The organism is Mesorhizobium sp. L-8-10 (assembly GCF_016756635.1).
Classification (GTDB): Bacteria; Pseudomonadota; Alphaproteobacteria; order Rhizobiales; family Rhizobiaceae.
The window spans coordinates 6,822,481-6,839,446 of record NZ_AP023263.1 but is presented as its reverse complement, the minus strand read 5'-3'; the positions used below and the strand labels follow the sequence as shown (position 1 = coordinate 6,839,446).

Here is a 16,966-nt window from a genome sequence, read left to right as displayed (position 1 = left end):
GCCGTTCCGCCGGAGGCGCGGCTTGGACGGCACGAACGGCGAGCCGCGCGGGGAGGGCCGCCGCCGCACGCTGACGCAGGCATTGACCGGTATTTTCCGGCGCCTTGACCAGGAGACACGGGCAAGGGCGCTTGATGCGCTCGCCGCCGCAGTCGTCGAGACGGGCGGCGACCGTTCCGGAACCGGGAACGTCGCGCGGCATGAGTTCGGCTGGGCGGCTACAAAGCCCGATTCCGCTGCGATAGTCTCCTTGTCCGGGGCAGGGCGCGAGAGGGATGAAATGGCGCAGTCGGATACGCGAACCAGGATCATCGGCGCGGCAGAGCTTCTGTTCTACGAACACGGGCTGCGCAGCGTCGGCGTGGACGCCATTGCCGAGCGGGCCGGCGTCACCAAGCGCACGCTCTATTATCATTTCAGGAGCAAGGACGATCTGATCGCCGCTTATCTCGCGGCGCGGGATGCGCCGACGGTGGAGCGCTATCGCCGCTGGCTGGGCGACGGCGGCAGGCCGATGCCCGAGCGGATCATGGGCCTGTTCCATGCTCTCGCCGACTATGCCGAGAGGCCGAAATGGCGTGGCTGCGGGTTCACGCGCGCCGCGGTCGAGCTCGCCGATCAGCCCGGCCATCCGGCGGTGGCCATGGCCGCGGACCACAAGCGGCGCTTCGAAGCCTGGCTCGCCCACGAGCTGGACGGCGCCGGCGTCTCGGATGCGGTACCGCTTGCCCGGCAACTGATGATCCTGGTCGAGGGCGCGATCATGCATATGCTTATCCATCGCGATACCGCCTACGCGATCTCGGCAGGAGATGCCGCGGCGACGATCGTCGCGAGGGGCCTGGTCGCCCGGGTGGATCCCGGCCGGCCGGAAGGCGACGGGAACGGCCTGGCGGGCGCGGCGGCCATGTATACCGACTAGTGAGTTTCCTCTCTTGGGCTGATGCCTATGGTCCGGGGCGTTTGTCGTTCCCGGGAGGAAGCCCTTGTCGTCACGCGCCGCCGGATCCTGGTCTCCGGTCCTGATCGTCTCGCTCGTCGCGGCAGGGACCGTCCTGTCTCTCTCCATGGGGCTGAGGCAGAGTCTCGGCCTTTTCATGGACCCGATGGTGCGAGGCACGGGAATCTCCGTCGCCGCCTTTGGCCTTGCCATGGCGCTGCAGAACCTGGCCTGGGGCATCGGGCAGCCGTTCATGGGCGCGCTCTGCGACCGCTATGGCGGCCGGCTCGTCGTCATCGTGGCCTCCCTGCTGTTTTGTGCCGGTCTTTACCTGGTCGGCATCGGCAGTGCGCTCGGGCTCTATCTGGGCGGCGGCCTGATGATTGGCCTGGCTGTCGCCGGAACCTCGCACGGCGTTTTGGTGGGCATCGTCTCGCGGCTCGCCGCGCCTGCCGTCCGCGCCGCCGCCGTGTCGATCCTCGCCGCCGTCGGTTCGCTCGGCACCTTCGTGCTGGCGCCGACGGCACAAGCGATGATCGAGCTCTGGTCCTGGCAGGGAGCGCTCGGCGGGCTGGCGGCGCTCGCTTTGTGCATGGCAGCGGTCGCCTTCGCCTTCCGCGGCGGCGCGCCGGACGGCGGTGAAGGCGCGACCGGCGAGAAGCCCGACGCGCGCGGCGCCATAAGGGAGGCACTCGCCGACCAGGCTTTCGTCGTCACGACCGTTTCCTTCTTTGCCTGCGGTTTCCAGTTGATCTTCATCGCGACCCACCTGCCGAAATACATCAGCATCTGCGGCCTGCCGCCGTCGGTCAGCGCCCAGGCGATCGCGCTCATCGGCATCTGCAACGCGGTCGGAACGCTGGTTGCGGGCTACGTCTGCCAGCGCTGGGGCAACAAGAATGTGCTGGCGCTGATCTATCTGTTGAGGACGGCCTCCGTCGCCTTTTTCTTCGCCTTGCCGGTCAGCGCCGAAACAGCGCTCGTCTTCGCCGCGGCCATGGGGTTTCTCTGGCTGAGCGTCGTGCCTCCCGTCAGCGGCCTCATCAATTCGCGCTTCGGCGCGGCCAATTTCGGAACGTTGTTCGGCGTGATGTTTCTGACCCACCAACTCGGCGCCTTTCTCGGCGCGTGGCTCGGCGGTCTCACCTATCAATGGAGCGGCAGCTACTCGACGGCGTGGATTTCTCTGATCGTCGTCGGCGCGCTTGCCGCCATGCTGCAGTTCATGGCCGACGACGAAACGCCACGCCGGACGCAGGCGGCATGATGCCGCCGGTCGATGCGATCGACGGGCGACAGGCTTCGATCCGCACGCATATCACGGCCTGCACGCAGCCAGGGCGGCAAGATCGGCACTTCACTCCCGCAGTGCGAACACCGCGCAGGGCGCTGCGATGCCGCGCAGCCTGTGTTCGCCGAGCGGAACCAGCGGCTGCGTGGTTTCCGCCGCGATGGCACCCGAGAGAAGAACGGTTCGGCCGAGCGGTCGGCAGAGGCCCTCCAGCCGGCTGACGAGATTGACCGCGGGGCCTATCGCCGTGAAGTCCAGCCGGTCGGCGGTGCCGATATTGCCCCACAGCATCTCGCCGACATGCAGTGCCGTGCCGAACGGCAGGGGCGGCAGCCCTTGCTCGGCGCGGCTCTTGTCGAGATGGTTCATGCCGGCGCGCGCGGCGGCGACCGCGCGCAGCGCCGCGTCGCATGCCGCGCCGCTGCTGCGCTCTCCGATCGGGAAGATCGCAAGCACGCCGTCGCCGATGAATTTCAGCACCTCGCCACCGAAGGCGTGGACGGCGCCGCCGATGCGGTCGAACCAGGCGTCGAGCGCGGCGATCACCTCCTTTGGCTTCGCCGTTTCCGACAGGGCGGTGAAGCCCCGCAGGTCGGCGTAGAGCAGGGCCGCCCGGATGGTCTCGCCGGTCTCGCGCCGCAGCCGGCCGGCCAGCACCTGGGCTGCGCTGCGCCGGCCGAGATAGGTCTCGAGCAGCGCCGCCAGTGTCGCGCGCCCCGCGATTACGGCAAGCGGCGCGACGGCGAAGCGCGCCACCGCGCGCAGCAGCTCCAGCTCGGACGCGTCGAGCGGCCGGGTCGCCGCCCAGCGGATCGCTGCGCGATCATGCCCATGGCCGGCGGCATCTTCCTCCATGACGACCATGCCGAGGCCCGCCAGCCAGTCGCGATCGGCCTTGGCGTGCTCGGCACCGGTTGTCCCGGCTGTGCCGATGCCCAGCGCCTGGATCACTGTCCCTGCGTCGGCACGCCAGAGCCAGCTGCGCCGTGCGATGATCGGGTGTGGCGGTGCCTGGGTAAGGCTGCCGCCGGCGAGCGGCAGGCCGTCGGCGAGGAGCCGCGCGCCGAGCTCTGCGAGAAAAGAGTCGGCGCCTGGCATGTCGCTCGCCTCGTCGACGAGAAAGGAGAGGGCGCAGGGCAGTTGCATGACTGCGATCATGCAACGGCGTCGCGCGCCTGTCATGAGGCGGCAGCAGCTTTCTTGTCGTCGCCCGCATTCGGCCTACATTGCAGCAAGCATCGCATACCGACCATCCGGAGGAGCAGTCATGGCCGAGACGGTTCGCAGCGAGATCGAGATCGCCGCCCCGCAGGCGACGGTCTTCGCCTTCCTCACCGATCCCGACAAGATCATGCGCTGGCTCGCCAGCAAGGCGACCGTGGAGCCGCATCCCGGCGGCATCTATCTCGTCGATGTGGGCGGCAAAAGTCTCGCCCGCGGCGAGTTCACGGAAGTCATCCCCGTCCATCGCCTCGCCTACAGCTTCGGCTGGGAAGGACGCGAGAACGTGCCGCCCGGTTCGACGCTCATCGAGATCGACCTCGTCGAAAAGGAGGGCGGCGGCACCCTGTTGCGCCTGACCCACAGCGGCCTGCCCGACGAGGCCGAACGTGCCAGCCATGAGAAGGGCTGGAGCCACTATATGCGCAGGCTGGCGATCGCGGCGGCCGGTGGCGATCCGGGGCCGGACACGATGGCCTGAGGTTGCCCAGGGCGGATCTCGTCCGCGTGGAAGAATGCGACCACCGCCGTCAGACCATTGGCAGCCACCCATTCCGCAATTTTCGCACGTGCATGCCGCGATCATGACATCGGCCTGACGATGGGCGGCCCGAAGCGACGACTTGGCTGTGTCTGCAGCCAGAGCCGACGGACGAGCCGGTGCGATCGTTGAGATTTGCTCGCGAGCCGGAACCGTCCGGCCCATCCATGCATTCGATGATCGTGAACAAGCGAATTTTGAAAGCGGATCCGGAAGGCTGGACGATCGAGTTGGGCGATTCCCCGGTTGTGGGAACGGCGATTCATAGCGGCACCGACGTGAGCAGCACCTGTCGGTCCCTGATGTGCCTCGCCGAAGCCGACCGGCGACGCGAGGAGGATCCCTTTACGGAGCATCTTATCGCCGATTTCCCGTCCCGGATCGTCGTTCATCGATCGCGCTTCGAGGTCGATCTGAATCGCGCCCGCGAGCAGGCCGTCTATCTGTCGCCCGAGCAGTCCTGGGGCCTGGATGTCTGGAGAGAGCGACCGTCCGACGACGTGGTGAAGGCGTCGCTTTCCTTCCACGATGCCTATTACGGCGCGTTGAAGCGTGTTCTGGCCGGGATCGAAGGGCGCTACGGAGCGTTCGTGCTGGTCGATGTCCATAGTTACAACCACCGCCGCGATGGGCCGAAGGCCGACCCCGCGTCTCCGGACCTGGCGCCCGACATCAACATAGGCACCTTCTCCATGGATCGTAAGCGATGGGCGCCGGTCGTCGACCCTTTCATCGATGCGCTGGGCGGTCGCCATCTGGATGGCAGGAAACTCGATGTGCGCGAGAATGTCGCCTTTCAAGGCAGGGGCGAACAGACCCGTTTCGTCCATGCCGGGTTTCCCCGGACCGGCTGCGCGATTGCGGTGGAGTTCAAGAAGATATTCATGGACGAATGGAGCGGCGTACCCGACTGGCGAGCGATCGGAAAGTTGCGTGCCGCGCTGGCCTCCACGGTGCCGGTCCTTGAGCAGGCTCTGCGGGGCATGGCATGAGGCCGAAGCTCGTGGTACCCGGTGCTCCCCTGGCACCGATCGAATTGGACCTCGACGCGCTTCAGAAGGATGGCAGGCCGATCCGCAACGATTTCTGCGACGGCCACCGTCTGCACCTGGACCGGCCGCTGCCCTTTCTCTGCGTCCATCTGGGATCCCAGCAGAATGCCGCATACCACATCGCTTCAGCCAGCGCGTCCTATTTGATCGCGGCCGATATCGGCCTCGCCCGCGCGGTGGTGCGGCTGGTGGCGCAAAGGATGCGGGAGCGTTGCGGCGCATTTCTCGTGATCGATTTAGGCGAACTGGCCGAGGACCGGTTCCTGACGGAGGACGTGCCCTTCCTGAGGCCCTTCGAGATCGCATTGGGCAGCGGTGAAACCGCCCCGGAGAAGGCCGCACTCAAGTGTTTCGCGACCGCGGCGTCCGAGCGCGAGGTGAAGTACCGGACACCCCGCGTGTGCGAACTCGGCTCCGCTCCGTCGGGGGAGGCACAGCTTTGGGACGATCTCGGCAATGTCGCATGGCTCGCGGTTCGCTTCGCGCCGATCTACAAGGTGCCCGGTACCGAGCGCATCTACCCCGCACTGCACGATCGTGTCGTGGCCAACATGGTCGATACGGCGCTTCAGGCCGTCAGCGCCTTTCTGAAGGCATCGAAGCTCGAGCCCCCGGTAACCCATCGTTCCCTCGGGCGGCGTGCCTATGTCGACGCCGTGACACGCGCCGACCGGTCGATCGACGAGGTGGCGTCGGCCTTCGACTTCCTGCTTGCGGTCACGCCGATCAATGCCGAGCAAGCCTGGCTGGAATTCCAGGCAGGCGATTTCGAACGAGCGCCGAAGCTGTACTACCGGCCGCTCGAAGTCGAGATCGCCGCCGAGAAGCGCAAGCTCTATTCCATCTCGCTCGACCACCTTGAAGATCCGCTCCTGAGCGGGCTGCTTTCCGAAAAACAGCAGGAACTCGACCTTCAACTGTCGCTGCTCGCGACGCGAGAGACGCCCCGCTTCGTCGAGCTCGGACGCGCGCTCTATGGAAATGTCGAGCCGGCGCTGGCCACAAGGGCACGCGACATTCTCGGGAAAACGGCCGGCGCGGCATCGGCAGCGCCGCAAAAGGGTCTCGGCGCCGACGCAGTCGCGGCTGCAGCGCGGGACATGATTGCCGGGTACCGCGCAATCCACCCCGGTTTCGAAGCCTCGGTGGAAATTCGAGCCGACCTGCCGGCCGGTCTTCTCGTTTCTCGAAACCGGCTGTTCGTTTCGCGCGACACCAGCCTCGCTCCGGAGCGGCTGACGGCTCTTCTCAGCCACGAGATCGGAGTGCATCTGTTGACCTATTTCAACGGCGATATGCAGGGGCTCTCCATACTTCGCAGCGGCCTTGCCGGCTATGAAGGCATGCAGGAGGGGCTCGCCGTGCTGGCGGAATATCTGGTCGGTGGCATGACCGCCGCGCGGCTGAGGCTGCTTGCCGCCAGGGTCGTCGCATGCGAGGCGATGCTTGACGGCGCATCCTTCGATCAGGTCTTCCGGATTCTGCATGAAGATCATGGTTTCGGTGAGCATGTTGCCTTCAATGTCGTCTTGCGTATCTTCCGGGGCGGCGGTCTTGCAAAGGACGCGATCTATCTGCGCGGTGTGCTGGAGGTGCTGGATCATCTGAGGAACGGCGGCAGCCTCACGCCCTTCTGGATCGGCAAGATCTCCGCGGCACATTTCGGCGCGATCCAGGAACTCAGCGCACGCGGACTGTTGCGGCCGCCTCTGCTCGAACCGGCATTCCTCTCGTCGGAAGGGGCAAGGCCACGCCTCAAGAAAGCGATGGCGGGGATTGATCCGATCGACATGGTGGAAACCTGACCGGAGGTCCTCGATGCGCATTGCGTTCTTTGTCAATTCCGTGGAGAGCGAGACGTCAGGCTACACCACGACGACTCTGGCGCTGACCGCGGCCCAGCGCGGGCATTCGGTTGTCTATGTCGAGCCGGGCGACTTCATCTTGCGACCGGACGACAGCCTGGCGGTCAGCGTCGTGGTGCTGCCGAGCGCGTCCTACAAGACCCCGGAAAAACTGCACACCGCGCTGCAGGAGGCGGCGACGCAGAAGAAGACCTTCGCGATAAGCGATATCGACATCCTGTTCCTGCGCAACGATCCGTCGCTAGACGCAAGCGACCGGCCCTGGGCCGTGAATGCGGGCCTCACATTTGGGCGGCTTGCAGCCGAGCGCGGCGTGGTGGTGGTCAACGATCCCGATGGCCTGGCGCAGGCGCAGAGCAAGCTCTACCTCCAGGCTTTCCCCGAAGTGGTGAGGCCGGCGACGCTGATATCGCGCAGCGTTGCCGAGATACGCGCATTCATCGACAAGCAGCCAAGGGGCTGCATCGTCAAGCCCCTCCAGGGTTCGGGCGGCAAGAATGTCTTCAAAATCGCCAAACCTGACGATTCCAACCTCAACCAGATCTTCGAGGCGGCCAGCGGCGACGGCTATCTGGTCGCGCAGGCCTATATTCCGGAGGCGAAGTCCGGCGATGTGCGTCTGTTCCTGATGAATGGCCGGCCTCTGGAGCGCGACGGCAACTATGCTGCCTTTCGCCGCGTGCCCGCCAAGGGCGACCTTCGCTCCAACATCCACGCTGCCGGAACCGCGCGCAAGATCAAGGTGACGGACAAGATGCTCGCCATCGCCGAACTGGTGCGGCCGAAATTGGTGAGCGACGGCATGTTTCTTGTCGGGCTCGATCTCGTCGGCGACAAGCTGCTCGAGATCAATGTCTTCACGCCGGGCGGCCTGGCCCGAGCCAGCGCGATGTACAAGACGGATTTCGCCGCAGCGATCATCGCCGCGCTGGAAGAGAAGCTGACGCTGCGCCGGGCCTATGCGAACGCCGTGTCCAATTCCCGGCTGGCCACGCTTTGAGCGACGGCTGCTGGTACCGGAACGCCGGGCAGGGCACTGGACGGCGATGCTGCGCCGCAGGGCCGCTTGTGACTGGGACGTATCGTTATTGCATTCTCGCCGTCGCCGGCAGGATGCTAGGATCATACCGGACGAAGACAGATCCGACCGGCGGAATTCCATGCTGACGGCTCGCGAACCCGACAAAGAGACAACGAGGCTGATCGTGGACCGGCTCTGGTGCGTTTCGGACGCAACGGCGGATGGATACGAGACGGTCTTGCCCTCGGGGCGGGCCCAGATCATTTTCAGCCTTTCGGGAATCCCGCTCGGCGAAAATGATCCGCAGGACCCGAGTCTACGCCCGTTGCACGTGCTGCAAGGCCCTTCGACCTTGCCTCGCCGCATTTCGCGCAGACCCCAGATTTCCCTGTGCGGGGCGAGCTTCCAGCCCGGCGGAGCCGGTCCGCTCTTTGGACCGATCCATGACACCACCGACCAGGTGATCGACCTTGCGCGGTTCTGGGGCGGGGATGCCGCTCGGCTTACGGATCGTCTCCGAAACCTCGATACGCACCATGCCAGACTCGATCTGCTCGAAAGCGAAATCGAAAAGCGGGTTGTCGATGGTTCGGCAATGCCGGTGCTGAACCGGGGGATAGAGCGCCTCAGAGCGGGGGCGGCCATAAGGGACGTCTGCAAGGAGTTGGGGCTCTCGGCCCACGTCTTCAGAAGACTTTTCGTCATGAATGTCGGCCTCACGCCGAAGCGCTATCTCAGGATCGAGAGGTTTCGGATCGCGCTCGGCCGGCTGTCGCCGGCGGCCTCCTTGTCTGATGTGGCATATGAGGCGCGGTTCTCGGATCAGTCGCACATGACGCGCGAGGTCGAGCACTTTTCATCGATGACGCCTGGCCGCCTGCGTGCGAGCGTTTGGCCCTATGTCGGGCACGTATTGGATCGGGCCTCTTAGGTTTTTGTTCAAGACGCGCTCCGCCGCGGGCAGCTATGCCTGATCCTGTCTCCCGAAAGTGTTCGGCGGTTTCGGGGAAAGGACATTCGCCAAATCAGGAGCCTGCAGCTTGTCGTCCGAAACCTTTTCGACGCGACGGGCTGCAGTCATCCCATGCCGCGCCCAGGAGATCATGATGTCATCGCCCCCAGTTCCTACAGCCGTCTTTCCCGTCACTCCGATCAGGGACAGCGCAAACGCGAGGGTCGCATTCGTGACCCAGTTCGGACATCTTTGGATCCTGAGCCGGAGGCTTACGCAATGACCGTGCTGCGCATCATGCCGATCGTCGCAACTGATAGTGTCACAGAAGTCAGGAAGTTCTATTCCGACTTGTTCGAACTCGATGCCGTCATGGATCACGGCTGGCTCGTGACGCTGGCATCAGGCGAAGCAACCACCCCTCAGGTCAGCATCGCCAGCGAGGGCGGCTCAGGCACCCCTGTGCCGGATCTGTCGATCGAGGTCGACGATGTGGACGGGGTATATCGCCGCGCGAACGAGATCGCCGCCAGGGTGGTCTACGAATTGACGGACGAACCCTGGGGCGTCAGACGTTTCTTCGTTTCCGACCCGACCGGCAAGCTGCTCAACGTGCTTACGCATCTTCGATAGGTCGTCCGCCCCATCCGGAGCGCGCCTTCATCGACTGGCGTCATTGCGGTTGGCCGTCGATCTTGCCGTCGACGATGTGTATGCGGCGGTCCATGCGCCCGGCCATGTCGAGGTCGTGGGTCACTGCCACCACCGTCTTGCCGCGCTCGTGCACCAGATCAGCAAGGATCGCGAAGACCTGTTCGGAGCTCTTGGAGTCCAGGCTTCCCGTCGGCTCGTCGGCGAGGATGAGCGGCGGGTCGTTGGCCAGGGAGCGCGCCACCGCCACGCGCTGGCGCTGACCGCCCGAGAGCTGGTCGGGCCGCTTGTCGGCGTGGTCGGCGAGCCCCAGCGAAGCGAGCAGTTCGCCGGCCCGCTCCCGCATCTCGCCACGCTGCAGCCGGCCGAGCCTGCGCATCGGGATTTCGACATTTTCCCGGGCGGTGAACTCCGGCAGGAGGAAGTGGAACTGGAACACGAAGCCGAGCATCGAGAGCCGGGTCGCCGCGCGTTCCCGCTCGTTCATGGGGCCGGTGTCACGGCCTGCCAAATGGAGCTTTCCGCCGGTCGGCCGGTCGAGCAGGCCGAGCAGGTAGAGCAGCGACGACTTGCCCGAACCGGAGGGGCCGGTGACCGCCACGAACTCCTTCTCGCCGATCGACAGCGTGATGTCCTTCACCAGCGTCACCGGCACGGTTTCCGGCAGCACGCGCGTCAGTCCTTCGGTCTCCACCAACACGCTCATGTCGCGCCCCTGATGATATCGACCGGGTTCTGCCGCGCCGCGCGCCGCGCGGGCAGGTATCCCGCCACCGCGGCGGAGCCCAGCGCGAAGGACGAGGCGATGGCATAGTGAAGCATGCTCCAGGCGATCGGCAGGCGCGTCATTTCCTGGCCGGTCGCCGCGATCTCGAAGCGCACTTGCGACAGCGCGTAGGTCATCGAAAAGCCCAGCAGCCAGCCGAGCGCCGAGCCTGCCGCGCCGATCGCCATGCCCTCCAGCAGGAACAGCCGGCGCATGTCGCTCTCCGGGAAGCCGAGAGACTTCATGATGGCGATGTCGCGCGCCTTCTCATGGGTGATGGTGGAGATGATGTTGAAGATGCCGAAACCCGCGACCAGCATGATCGCGCCGACGACGGTGTACATGATGACGTTGCGCACGACGAGCGCCTCGAGGATGGATTCGTTCGCCTCCTGCCAGGCCACGGCCTTGTAGCCGAGCTCTGCTTCGGCCCGATGCGCCACCGTCGGGGCGAGGTTGGGGTCGTCGAGCTTGATGCGGATCTCGTTGATGGCATTCGGCCTGCCCGAGAGTATCTGGGCGTTCTTGAGCAGGATGTAGGCCTCGCCCTCGTCGCGCGCTGTGGTGCCGGTATGAAACAGGCCGGCGATCTTGAAGTTGCGCGTCAGCCCTTCGGAGGAGACCGCGCTGATCGTGTCGCCGAGTTCTGCGCCGAGCCGGACCGCCATGGTGTCGCCGACGAGCACATTGTTGCCGCCTGCGGTAAGCGCGGCAAAGCTGCCTTCCACGAAGTCCTCCACGATCGGCGACACTCCGGGCTCGCGCTCGGGGTCGACGCCGATGACCGCGGCGCCGACTTCGCGGCTGGAGTAACGGATCACGGCCTGGGTCCTGAGGCTCTCGGCGAACCGTCCCGGAAGCCAGCTCTCGAGCCAGGCGCTCGCGGCCGTGGGATTGATGATGCCGCGGCGGTCGTCGCGTGGCCTCAAGCCGGAGATGGCAACGGTCGCGAAGACATCCTCCGCCGGCTGGCGCCGGGCGGTGCGCTGTTCGTCGGTGATGTCGACATGGGGCATGGTGTCGACGAGTTGCCTGACGAAATCGTCCTGCCCGCCCTGCATCAGCGCCGCCATGGCGATGGAGAAACCGACGCCCACCGCGACCCCGAGCACGGCCACGACCGTCTGGCGGCCACGGCCGGCGATATGCGTGAAGGCGATATCGAGGATGAGCGGCATGTCTCACTCCTCCCGTGAGACAGATATGGCCACGCGGGCGCCGTTGTCGAGTTCGGCCGGATAGGGCGAGACGATGCGGGACGACTCGTCGACGCCGGACAGGACCTCGATGCCGCTGGTGCCGCGGATGCCGGCGCGGATTTCGCGCCGCGATGCCCTGTCCCCCTCGACCACGAAGACATGGTTTCCTTCGACGGCGACTGAGGGAACCAGCAGGGCGTTCTTCGCGACGCGGATGACGATATTCACATCCGTCGACATGCCGATCCGGAGCGGCGTGTCGTCGGGCAGGCGGAAGCGGACGCGATAGGTCTTGGTCACCGGATCGCCCATGGGCGTGATGCTGTCGACCTCGGCCTCCAGTATCCGGCCGGGGAAGGCATCGGCCTTGAGCAAAGCGCGCTGTCCGACCTTGACGCGCGGGATATCCTCCTCGTTGACTTCCGCGACCACGAGCAGCGGCTTCGGCTCGCCGACCCAGAACAGCCCGGTGCCGAGTTCGGCGACCTCGCCCACCTCGCCGTCCTGCCTCAGCACGATGCCTGAAAGCGGCGCGCGCAAGATGTAGGTTTCAAGCCGCGCCTCGCGGCCTGCCACCAGCGCTTCCGCCTGACCGAGTTCGCTTTGCGCCCGCTCGAGTGCCTGCAGGCTCGCCGCGTTCTTCTCCGCGAGCACCGACAGGCGCTCGAACTCCTTGCGCGCGAGAGCCTCCCGCGCTTTCAACTCGCCAAGCACGGCGCGGGCTTCGCTGTCGTCGAGACGGGCGAGCACATCGCCTTGCGCGACCCTCGAGCCTTCGCAATTGCATTGCTCGACGATCCTTTCGCGGACCACGGGGGTCACCTTGGCCCAGGTCTCCGGCTCGACCGACCCGCTTGCATAGACGATTTCCGCGGCGTCGCCCCTTGCCGGCGACACCACCGAGACCGTCGCCGGCCGCGAGACATACCAGGCGACGGATCCCGTCGCCGCCGCGACCAGGGCAATGCCGACAATCCAGCGTGTCAGACGCATGAAATGTTCCCGGAAAGGACGCATGGGCGCGGGAACCTATAGCACCAGACCGACCGTCGGTCTATAAAAGTTGCATAAATGAAATCTTCGTGCTCTCTGTATGGGAACCGCCCCGCCAGGAGGCCCGACCTTGCCACGCGTGAGAAAATCGCCCGAGACGCGCGCCGCCGAGCTGCTCGATTGCGCCCAGCGCCTCTTTTTCGAGCACGGCTACGAAAATACCACGGTCAACGACATCATCCGCGAGACCAGCCTGTCGAAGGGGGCGTTCTATCACTACTTCGCGTCGAAGGAGGCCCTGCTGGAGGCGCTTGCCGCGAGGCTGGCCCGCGACAGCCTGGCAGAGCTGCAGCCCATGCTCGATGACCCGTCGCTCGACGCCATCGGCAGGATCAATGCGCTCTTCTCAGGATCGCGGCGGCTGAACGTCGAGCTCGCTCCGCAGCTCAGGAAGACCTTCTCGGTCCTCTTCCGGCCGGAGAACATCGTGCTCTTCCATCGCATCGACCAGGCGGGCAGGGAACTCGCCAGGCCGATGCTCGCCGATCTCCTGAGGAAAGGCAGCGAGGAGGGGACCTTCGACGTGCCCGATCCGGAGGCCTTTGCGGAGATGCTCCTGCATCTGAGGCTGATCTTCCGGGATGTGATGTATCAGGCAATGCTCGAGGCCGAGCGGGGGAATGTCGACGCCGCGGTGGCGATGCTCGAGGAGCGGATGCGGCTTTACGGGATCGCTTTCGACCGGCTGCTCAGGCTGCCCGACGGCACGATCGAGGCGGCGCAGCCGGGTTTTGCCCGGGCGTTTCTCGCGTCGGATGGCTGATGCCAACGGTCGACGGGATCGACCGTTGGCCCGGATGTTTCGGCATCCAGGCCATTGATGTCTGGGCCGGCGGAAAGCCGCGCCGGGCTAGCGACATGGGGTGTTGCAGCTCCCCGGGTTTTCGTCACTCGGCCGCGATCTGCCGGCGGCCGGCATTGAGCGCCATCAGCCGGCGCGCCCTTTCGAGGCTTGCCGGCTGCTCGCTGCGGTAGCGAGGCCCGATCTCCATCATCAGCACCGTATCGGGCAGGAACTCCAGCTCGCTGAAGATACCGTCCCAGTCCATGTCGCCCCAACCGAGCGGCATATGCAGGTCGCCGACGCCCATGGCGGTCAGTTCCTGCGGGTGGAAGGGCTTGTAGAAGGCCTGCGGCCGGCCGAAGGAATCGTGCACGTGGAGGTGGCCCGCCACCGGCGCCATCGCGCGCAGCTCTTCGCGGAAGTCGAGCCCGCGATAGCTGGATTCGATATAGGCGTGGCTGAAGTCGATCAGCGCGACGAGGTTGGCATGACCGACCGCCTTGACCGTGGCCGCGACTTCTGCCGGCGTCTGGCGGTATTGTCCCGGCTCGGTGGTGAAGATGTTCTCCAGCGCGATCCGCACGCCGTAGCGCTGCGCAAACTCCGCAAGCTCGAAAAGCGCTTCGCGCTCGCGCCGGTCCGCGCCCGCGCGGTCGATGACCTGGTCCGCGCGCAGATGCCCGCCATGCTGCACGATGATGCGCGCATCGATCCGGTCGCAGACCTCGATGAGCGCCTTCGCGGCATCGAGCTGATAGCGCACCGTCGCGGGATCCATGAAATTCGAGGAGACGAGGCCATGCACGGTGTAGCGGAAGGGCATCTGGCGGGTGATCGCCTGCAGCCTTTGCGCCCTTTCCTCGACGACGCGCCCACCCGCGATGAGATCGACGCTGGTCAACCCGAGCTCGACCGTATCGACGCCAATGTCGGCGAGGCGGCGAAGGTCTGCCTCGAGGCTGAAGAGTTCGCCGTCGGTCGAACCCGAATTGAAGCCCGTGGCGATGATGTTGGACAGGGACAGTTTCCCTTTGATGTGTTCAGCGATGCGCGATTGCGGCCGCGCGCAGGGCGAGAGCGAGGTCGGGGCGATCCGTGGTCAGATGCCCGATGCCGCGCTCCAGCCAGTGCCCGATTGCCGCCTCGTCGTTGAGTGTCCAGACGCAGAGCCGCTCCAGCGGCAGCCTTGCCCGGATCGGTTCCCACTCCGCCTCCATCAGCTCGTGATGGACGGCGACGATCTCGGCGAGGGCATCGACGCGATCGAGGAATGCGGAAAGACCGCCCTGCCGTTCGGCCCAGGCCGCGTTGACCGAAACCAGCCGCGCGACGTTGGGCGCGTGGCGGCGGCAATCCTCAAGCACGGAGGTGTCGAAGGAGGTCAGGTGGCACCTGCCGGCCACGCCGAAGCGCTCGAGCTCCGCGGCCACCCGCGCCGCGATCCCCGGATAAGGGGTTCCCGTCTCGTCGATCTTGATTTCGACATGCAGCCGCGGCCCGTCCTTGCGCGCCAGCACGGCCAGCACGTCCGCCAATGTCGGCAGGGCTTCGTCGGTCTCCTTGAGCCTGGTGGCCGAGCGCGCCTCCGGTGTCAGGTCCCGCACGGGGCCTGAGCCTTCCGCTGTCCGGTCGAGCGTCGCATCGTGGATGACGACGAGCTCGCCGGCGCGCGTCAGGTGAACGTCGAACTCTATGGCGTCCACGCCGATGTCGAGCACGTTGCGGAATCCGGTGAGGGAATTTTCCGGCCACAGATTGCGGGCGCCGCGATGGCCTGTGATGAGGGTCATGGAAGGTCTCAGCGAATGGTGGGGTCGAGCCGGTCGCGGAGCCAGTCCCCGACAAGCGAGATGGAGAGCGTCGTCAGCATGATGACGGCGGCCGGGGCGAGCATGATCCAGGGCGCGCGTGTCAGATATTCGCGGCCGAAGCCCACCATGTTGCCCAGGCTCGTCTCCGGCGGCTGCACGCCGAGGCCGAGGAAGGAGAGGCCGCTTTCCATCAGGATGATCTCGGGAAAGGTCAGCGTCATCGAAACGATGAGGGTCGAGGCGACGTTGGGCAGGATGTGGCGGAAATAGACCCGCGCCGGCGTCGCCCCGAGCTGGACCACCGAAGCCGCGTAGCCCTGCGCGCCTGCCGAGATCGCCAGGCCGCGCGCGATGCGTGCATAGCGCTCCCAGCCGTAGAAGCCCATCAGGCAGACCAGCAGCACCATCGAGGAGCCGAAGAAGGCGAGCACGGCCAGCGACATGATGAGGAACGGCAGCGCCGCCTGGAAATCGGCGAGCACCAGGACCAGATGCTCGACGACGCCGCGGAACTGCGCCGCGGCGAAGCCCAGCGCCGTTCCGAACACGGCCGAGATGATGGTCGCGCCGAATGCGATCACGAGCGAAACGCGGATCGACTGGATGAGGCGGGAGAGCACGTCGCGGCCAAGCTCGTCGGTGCCGAGCCAGTGGGTCATCGAACCGGGCGGCGAAAGGCGGCTGCCGAGGTCCATGGCCGTGATGCCGTAGGGGCGCAGGACGTCGGCGAAGGCCGCGACCAGAACCATCAGTGCGAGCCATGCCAGACTGAGCCCGACCGAAACGGGGACCTGCCGGCGGATCCGCTTCAGAAGGGCGGAAGCCGGCCGAGGAGGCTGCGTGTCTGTGAGGTTTGCCGAGGACATTTTGGTCTTTCCGGCTTTCTAATGGTTGGCGCGCATGCGGAGGCGCGGATCGAGCCAGCCGTAGAGAAGATCAACGATCAGGTTGGAGACCACCATCGCGGCGGCGATGATGAGCAGGATGCACTGCACGACGGCGAGGTCGCGGTTGGTCACCGACACGACCAGCAACCGGCCGATGCCCGGCCAGGAGAAGATCGATTCCACCACGACGGCGCCGGCAATCAGCGATCCCACCATGAACCCGACGATCGTCACGATCGGAATGGCGGCGTTGGGCAGGGCATGCCCCCAGACGACATCGTGCCATTTGAGGCCCTTGGCGGAGGCGGTGCGGATGTAGTGCTGGCCCATGACCTCGATCATCGCGCTGCGCGAGAAGCGCGCGAGGATGCCGATGCCGCCGATGCTCATCGTGATCGTCGGCAGGAGGCCGTGCATCCATGTGTCCTGGCCGCCGGAGGGCAGCACGCCCAGCGTGACGGAGAAGATCAGCACGAGGATCAGGCCCATGACGAAGGAGGGGATCGTGAAGCCGACGATGGCGAGCAGGATCACGCCGCGGTCGGTGGCGCTCTGGCGATGGAGCGCCGCGTAGACGCCGGCGGGAATGCCGATCGCCAGCTTGAGGATGAGGGCCGGTATCGTCAGCTGCAGCGTGGCCGGCACGCGCGCCATCACCAGGTCGATGGCCGGCGCCTTGTCGCGCATCGACACCCCGAAATCGCCGGTGAAGATCGCCTTGAGATAGGCGAGATACTGGATCCACAGCGGTTGGTCGAGGCCCCAGGCGCGGCGGAAGGCGTCGACCGCTTCCTGCGGCACGTCGGGGCCGAGCATCACCTGGGCGGGGTCGCCCGACATGCGCAGCACGACGAAGGCGAAGGTCACCACGGCGGCGATCGTGATGGCCGCCCGAACGAGCCGTGCAAGCACGAATTGCAGCATCGCCGCCT

At 65.9% G+C, this 16,966-nt stretch carries 17 protein-coding genes; 9 read left to right on the top strand and 8 right to left on the bottom strand.

The annotated features are described in order from the left end of the window. Positions 1-22: 22 nt before the first annotated feature. Positions 23-922: a TetR/AcrR family transcriptional regulator gene (locus tag JN280_RS31945; RefSeq protein WP_244742361.1), complete on the top strand. Its 900-nt coding sequence runs from the start codon at positions 23-25 to the stop codon at positions 920-922. A gap of 64 nt (positions 923-986) precedes the next feature. After that, entirely contained in the window at positions 987-2,207 is a 1,221-nt protein-coding gene (locus tag JN280_RS31940; RefSeq protein WP_202308199.1) for an MFS transporter, read from the top strand. A gap of 90 nt (positions 2,208-2,297) precedes the next feature. Here the strand turns inward: JN280_RS31940 and JN280_RS31935 are convergent, their stop codons facing one another. Beyond that, the gene (locus tag JN280_RS31935; protein ID WP_202315166.1) at positions 2,298-3,377 is read right to left on the bottom strand and encodes an adenylate/guanylate cyclase domain-containing protein; all 1,080 of its coding nucleotides are present in this window, start codon (positions 3,375-3,377) and stop codon (positions 2,298-2,300) included. 121 nt (positions 3,378-3,498) lie between these two features. On the opposite strand from JN280_RS31935, the gene JN280_RS31930 reads away from it, so the two are divergent. The 6 genes from JN280_RS31930 (at position 3,499) to JN280_RS31905 (ending at position 9,516) form a co-directional block, all read left to right on the top strand. After that, positions 3,499-3,933, top strand: a complete 435-nt coding sequence (locus JN280_RS31930; protein WP_202308198.1) for an SRPBCC family protein — start codon at positions 3,499-3,501, stop codon at positions 3,931-3,933. A 236-nt stretch (positions 3,934-4,169) separates the two neighbouring features. Beyond that, complete coding sequence (locus tag JN280_RS31925) at positions 4,170-4,985, top strand: N-formylglutamate amidohydrolase (RefSeq protein WP_202315164.1); 816 nt, start codon at positions 4,170-4,172, stop codon at positions 4,983-4,985. After that, positions 4,982-6,850: a flavohemoglobin expression-modulating QEGLA motif protein gene (locus tag JN280_RS31920; protein ID WP_202308196.1), complete on the top strand. Its 1,869-nt coding sequence runs from the start codon at positions 4,982-4,984 to the stop codon at positions 6,848-6,850. Before JN280_RS31925 ends, JN280_RS31920 begins: the two co-directional genes overlap by 4 nt. 13 nt (positions 6,851-6,863) lie before the next feature. Continuing rightward, positions 6,864-7,910 carry a glutathione synthetase gene (locus JN280_RS31915; RefSeq protein ID WP_202308194.1) on the top strand — a complete coding sequence of 349 codons (1,047 nt, stop codon included), beginning with the start codon at positions 6,864-6,866 and terminating at the stop codon, positions 7,908-7,910. Positions 7,911-8,070: 160 nt separating this feature from the next. Continuing rightward, positions 8,071-8,862: a helix-turn-helix domain-containing protein gene (locus tag JN280_RS31910; RefSeq protein WP_202308193.1), complete on the top strand. Its 792-nt coding sequence runs from the start codon at positions 8,071-8,073 to the stop codon at positions 8,860-8,862. A gap of 300 nt (positions 8,863-9,162) precedes the next feature. Next, positions 9,163-9,516 (top strand): VOC family protein, encoded by a 354-nt coding sequence (locus JN280_RS31905; protein WP_202308192.1) that lies wholly within the window; start codon positions 9,163-9,165, stop codon positions 9,514-9,516. A 40-nt stretch (positions 9,517-9,556) separates the two neighbouring features. Here JN280_RS31905 and JN280_RS31900 read toward each other — a convergent pair whose 3' ends face one another. Genes JN280_RS31900 through JN280_RS31890 form a run of 3 tightly spaced genes read right to left on the bottom strand, consistent with a single transcriptional unit; the run spans position 9,557 to position 12,492 of the window. Next, a complete protein-coding gene (locus JN280_RS31900) occupies positions 9,557-10,240 on the bottom strand; it encodes an ABC transporter ATP-binding protein (protein WP_202308191.1) in 684 nt (227 codons plus the stop codon). Further along, positions 10,237-11,478 carry an ABC transporter permease gene (locus JN280_RS31895; RefSeq protein WP_202308190.1) on the bottom strand — a complete coding sequence of 414 codons (1,242 nt, stop codon included), beginning with the start codon at positions 11,476-11,478 and terminating at the stop codon, positions 10,237-10,239. The genes JN280_RS31900 and JN280_RS31895 overlap by 4 nt, the downstream gene beginning before the upstream one ends. Positions 11,479-11,481: 3 nt before the next feature. Further along, positions 11,482-12,492 carry an efflux RND transporter periplasmic adaptor subunit gene (locus JN280_RS31890; protein WP_202308189.1) on the bottom strand — a complete coding sequence of 337 codons (1,011 nt, stop codon included), beginning with the start codon at positions 12,490-12,492 and terminating at the stop codon, positions 11,482-11,484. Between the two features lie 139 nt (positions 12,493-12,631). Between JN280_RS31890 and JN280_RS31885 the strand changes: the two genes are divergently transcribed. Then, positions 12,632-13,315, top strand: coding sequence for a TetR/AcrR family transcriptional regulator (locus tag JN280_RS31885; protein WP_244743652.1), 684 nt, complete (start codon positions 12,632-12,634; stop codon positions 13,313-13,315). 124 nt (positions 13,316-13,439) lie between these two features. On the opposite strand, the gene JN280_RS31880 is transcribed toward JN280_RS31885, so the two are convergent. The 4 genes from JN280_RS31880 to JN280_RS31865 are packed head-to-tail and all read right to left on the bottom strand — an operon-like array spanning position 13,440 to position 16,958. Next, positions 13,440-14,354 carry a TIM barrel protein gene (locus JN280_RS31880; RefSeq protein ID WP_202315162.1) on the bottom strand — a complete coding sequence of 305 codons (915 nt, stop codon included), beginning with the start codon at positions 14,352-14,354 and terminating at the stop codon, positions 13,440-13,442. 22 nt (positions 14,355-14,376) lie between these two features. After that, positions 14,377-15,126 carry a glycerophosphodiester phosphodiesterase family protein gene (locus JN280_RS31875; protein WP_202308187.1) on the bottom strand — a complete coding sequence of 250 codons (750 nt, stop codon included), beginning with the start codon at positions 15,124-15,126 and terminating at the stop codon, positions 14,377-14,379. An 8-nt stretch (positions 15,127-15,134) separates the two neighbouring features. Beyond that, positions 15,135-16,013, bottom strand: coding sequence for an ABC transporter permease (locus tag JN280_RS31870; protein WP_202308186.1), 879 nt, complete (start codon positions 16,011-16,013; stop codon positions 15,135-15,137). 18 nt (positions 16,014-16,031) lie between these two features. Further along, positions 16,032-16,958, bottom strand: coding sequence for an ABC transporter permease (locus JN280_RS31865; RefSeq protein WP_202308184.1), 927 nt, complete (start codon positions 16,956-16,958; stop codon positions 16,032-16,034). Between the last annotated feature and the right edge of the window lie 8 nt (positions 16,959-16,966).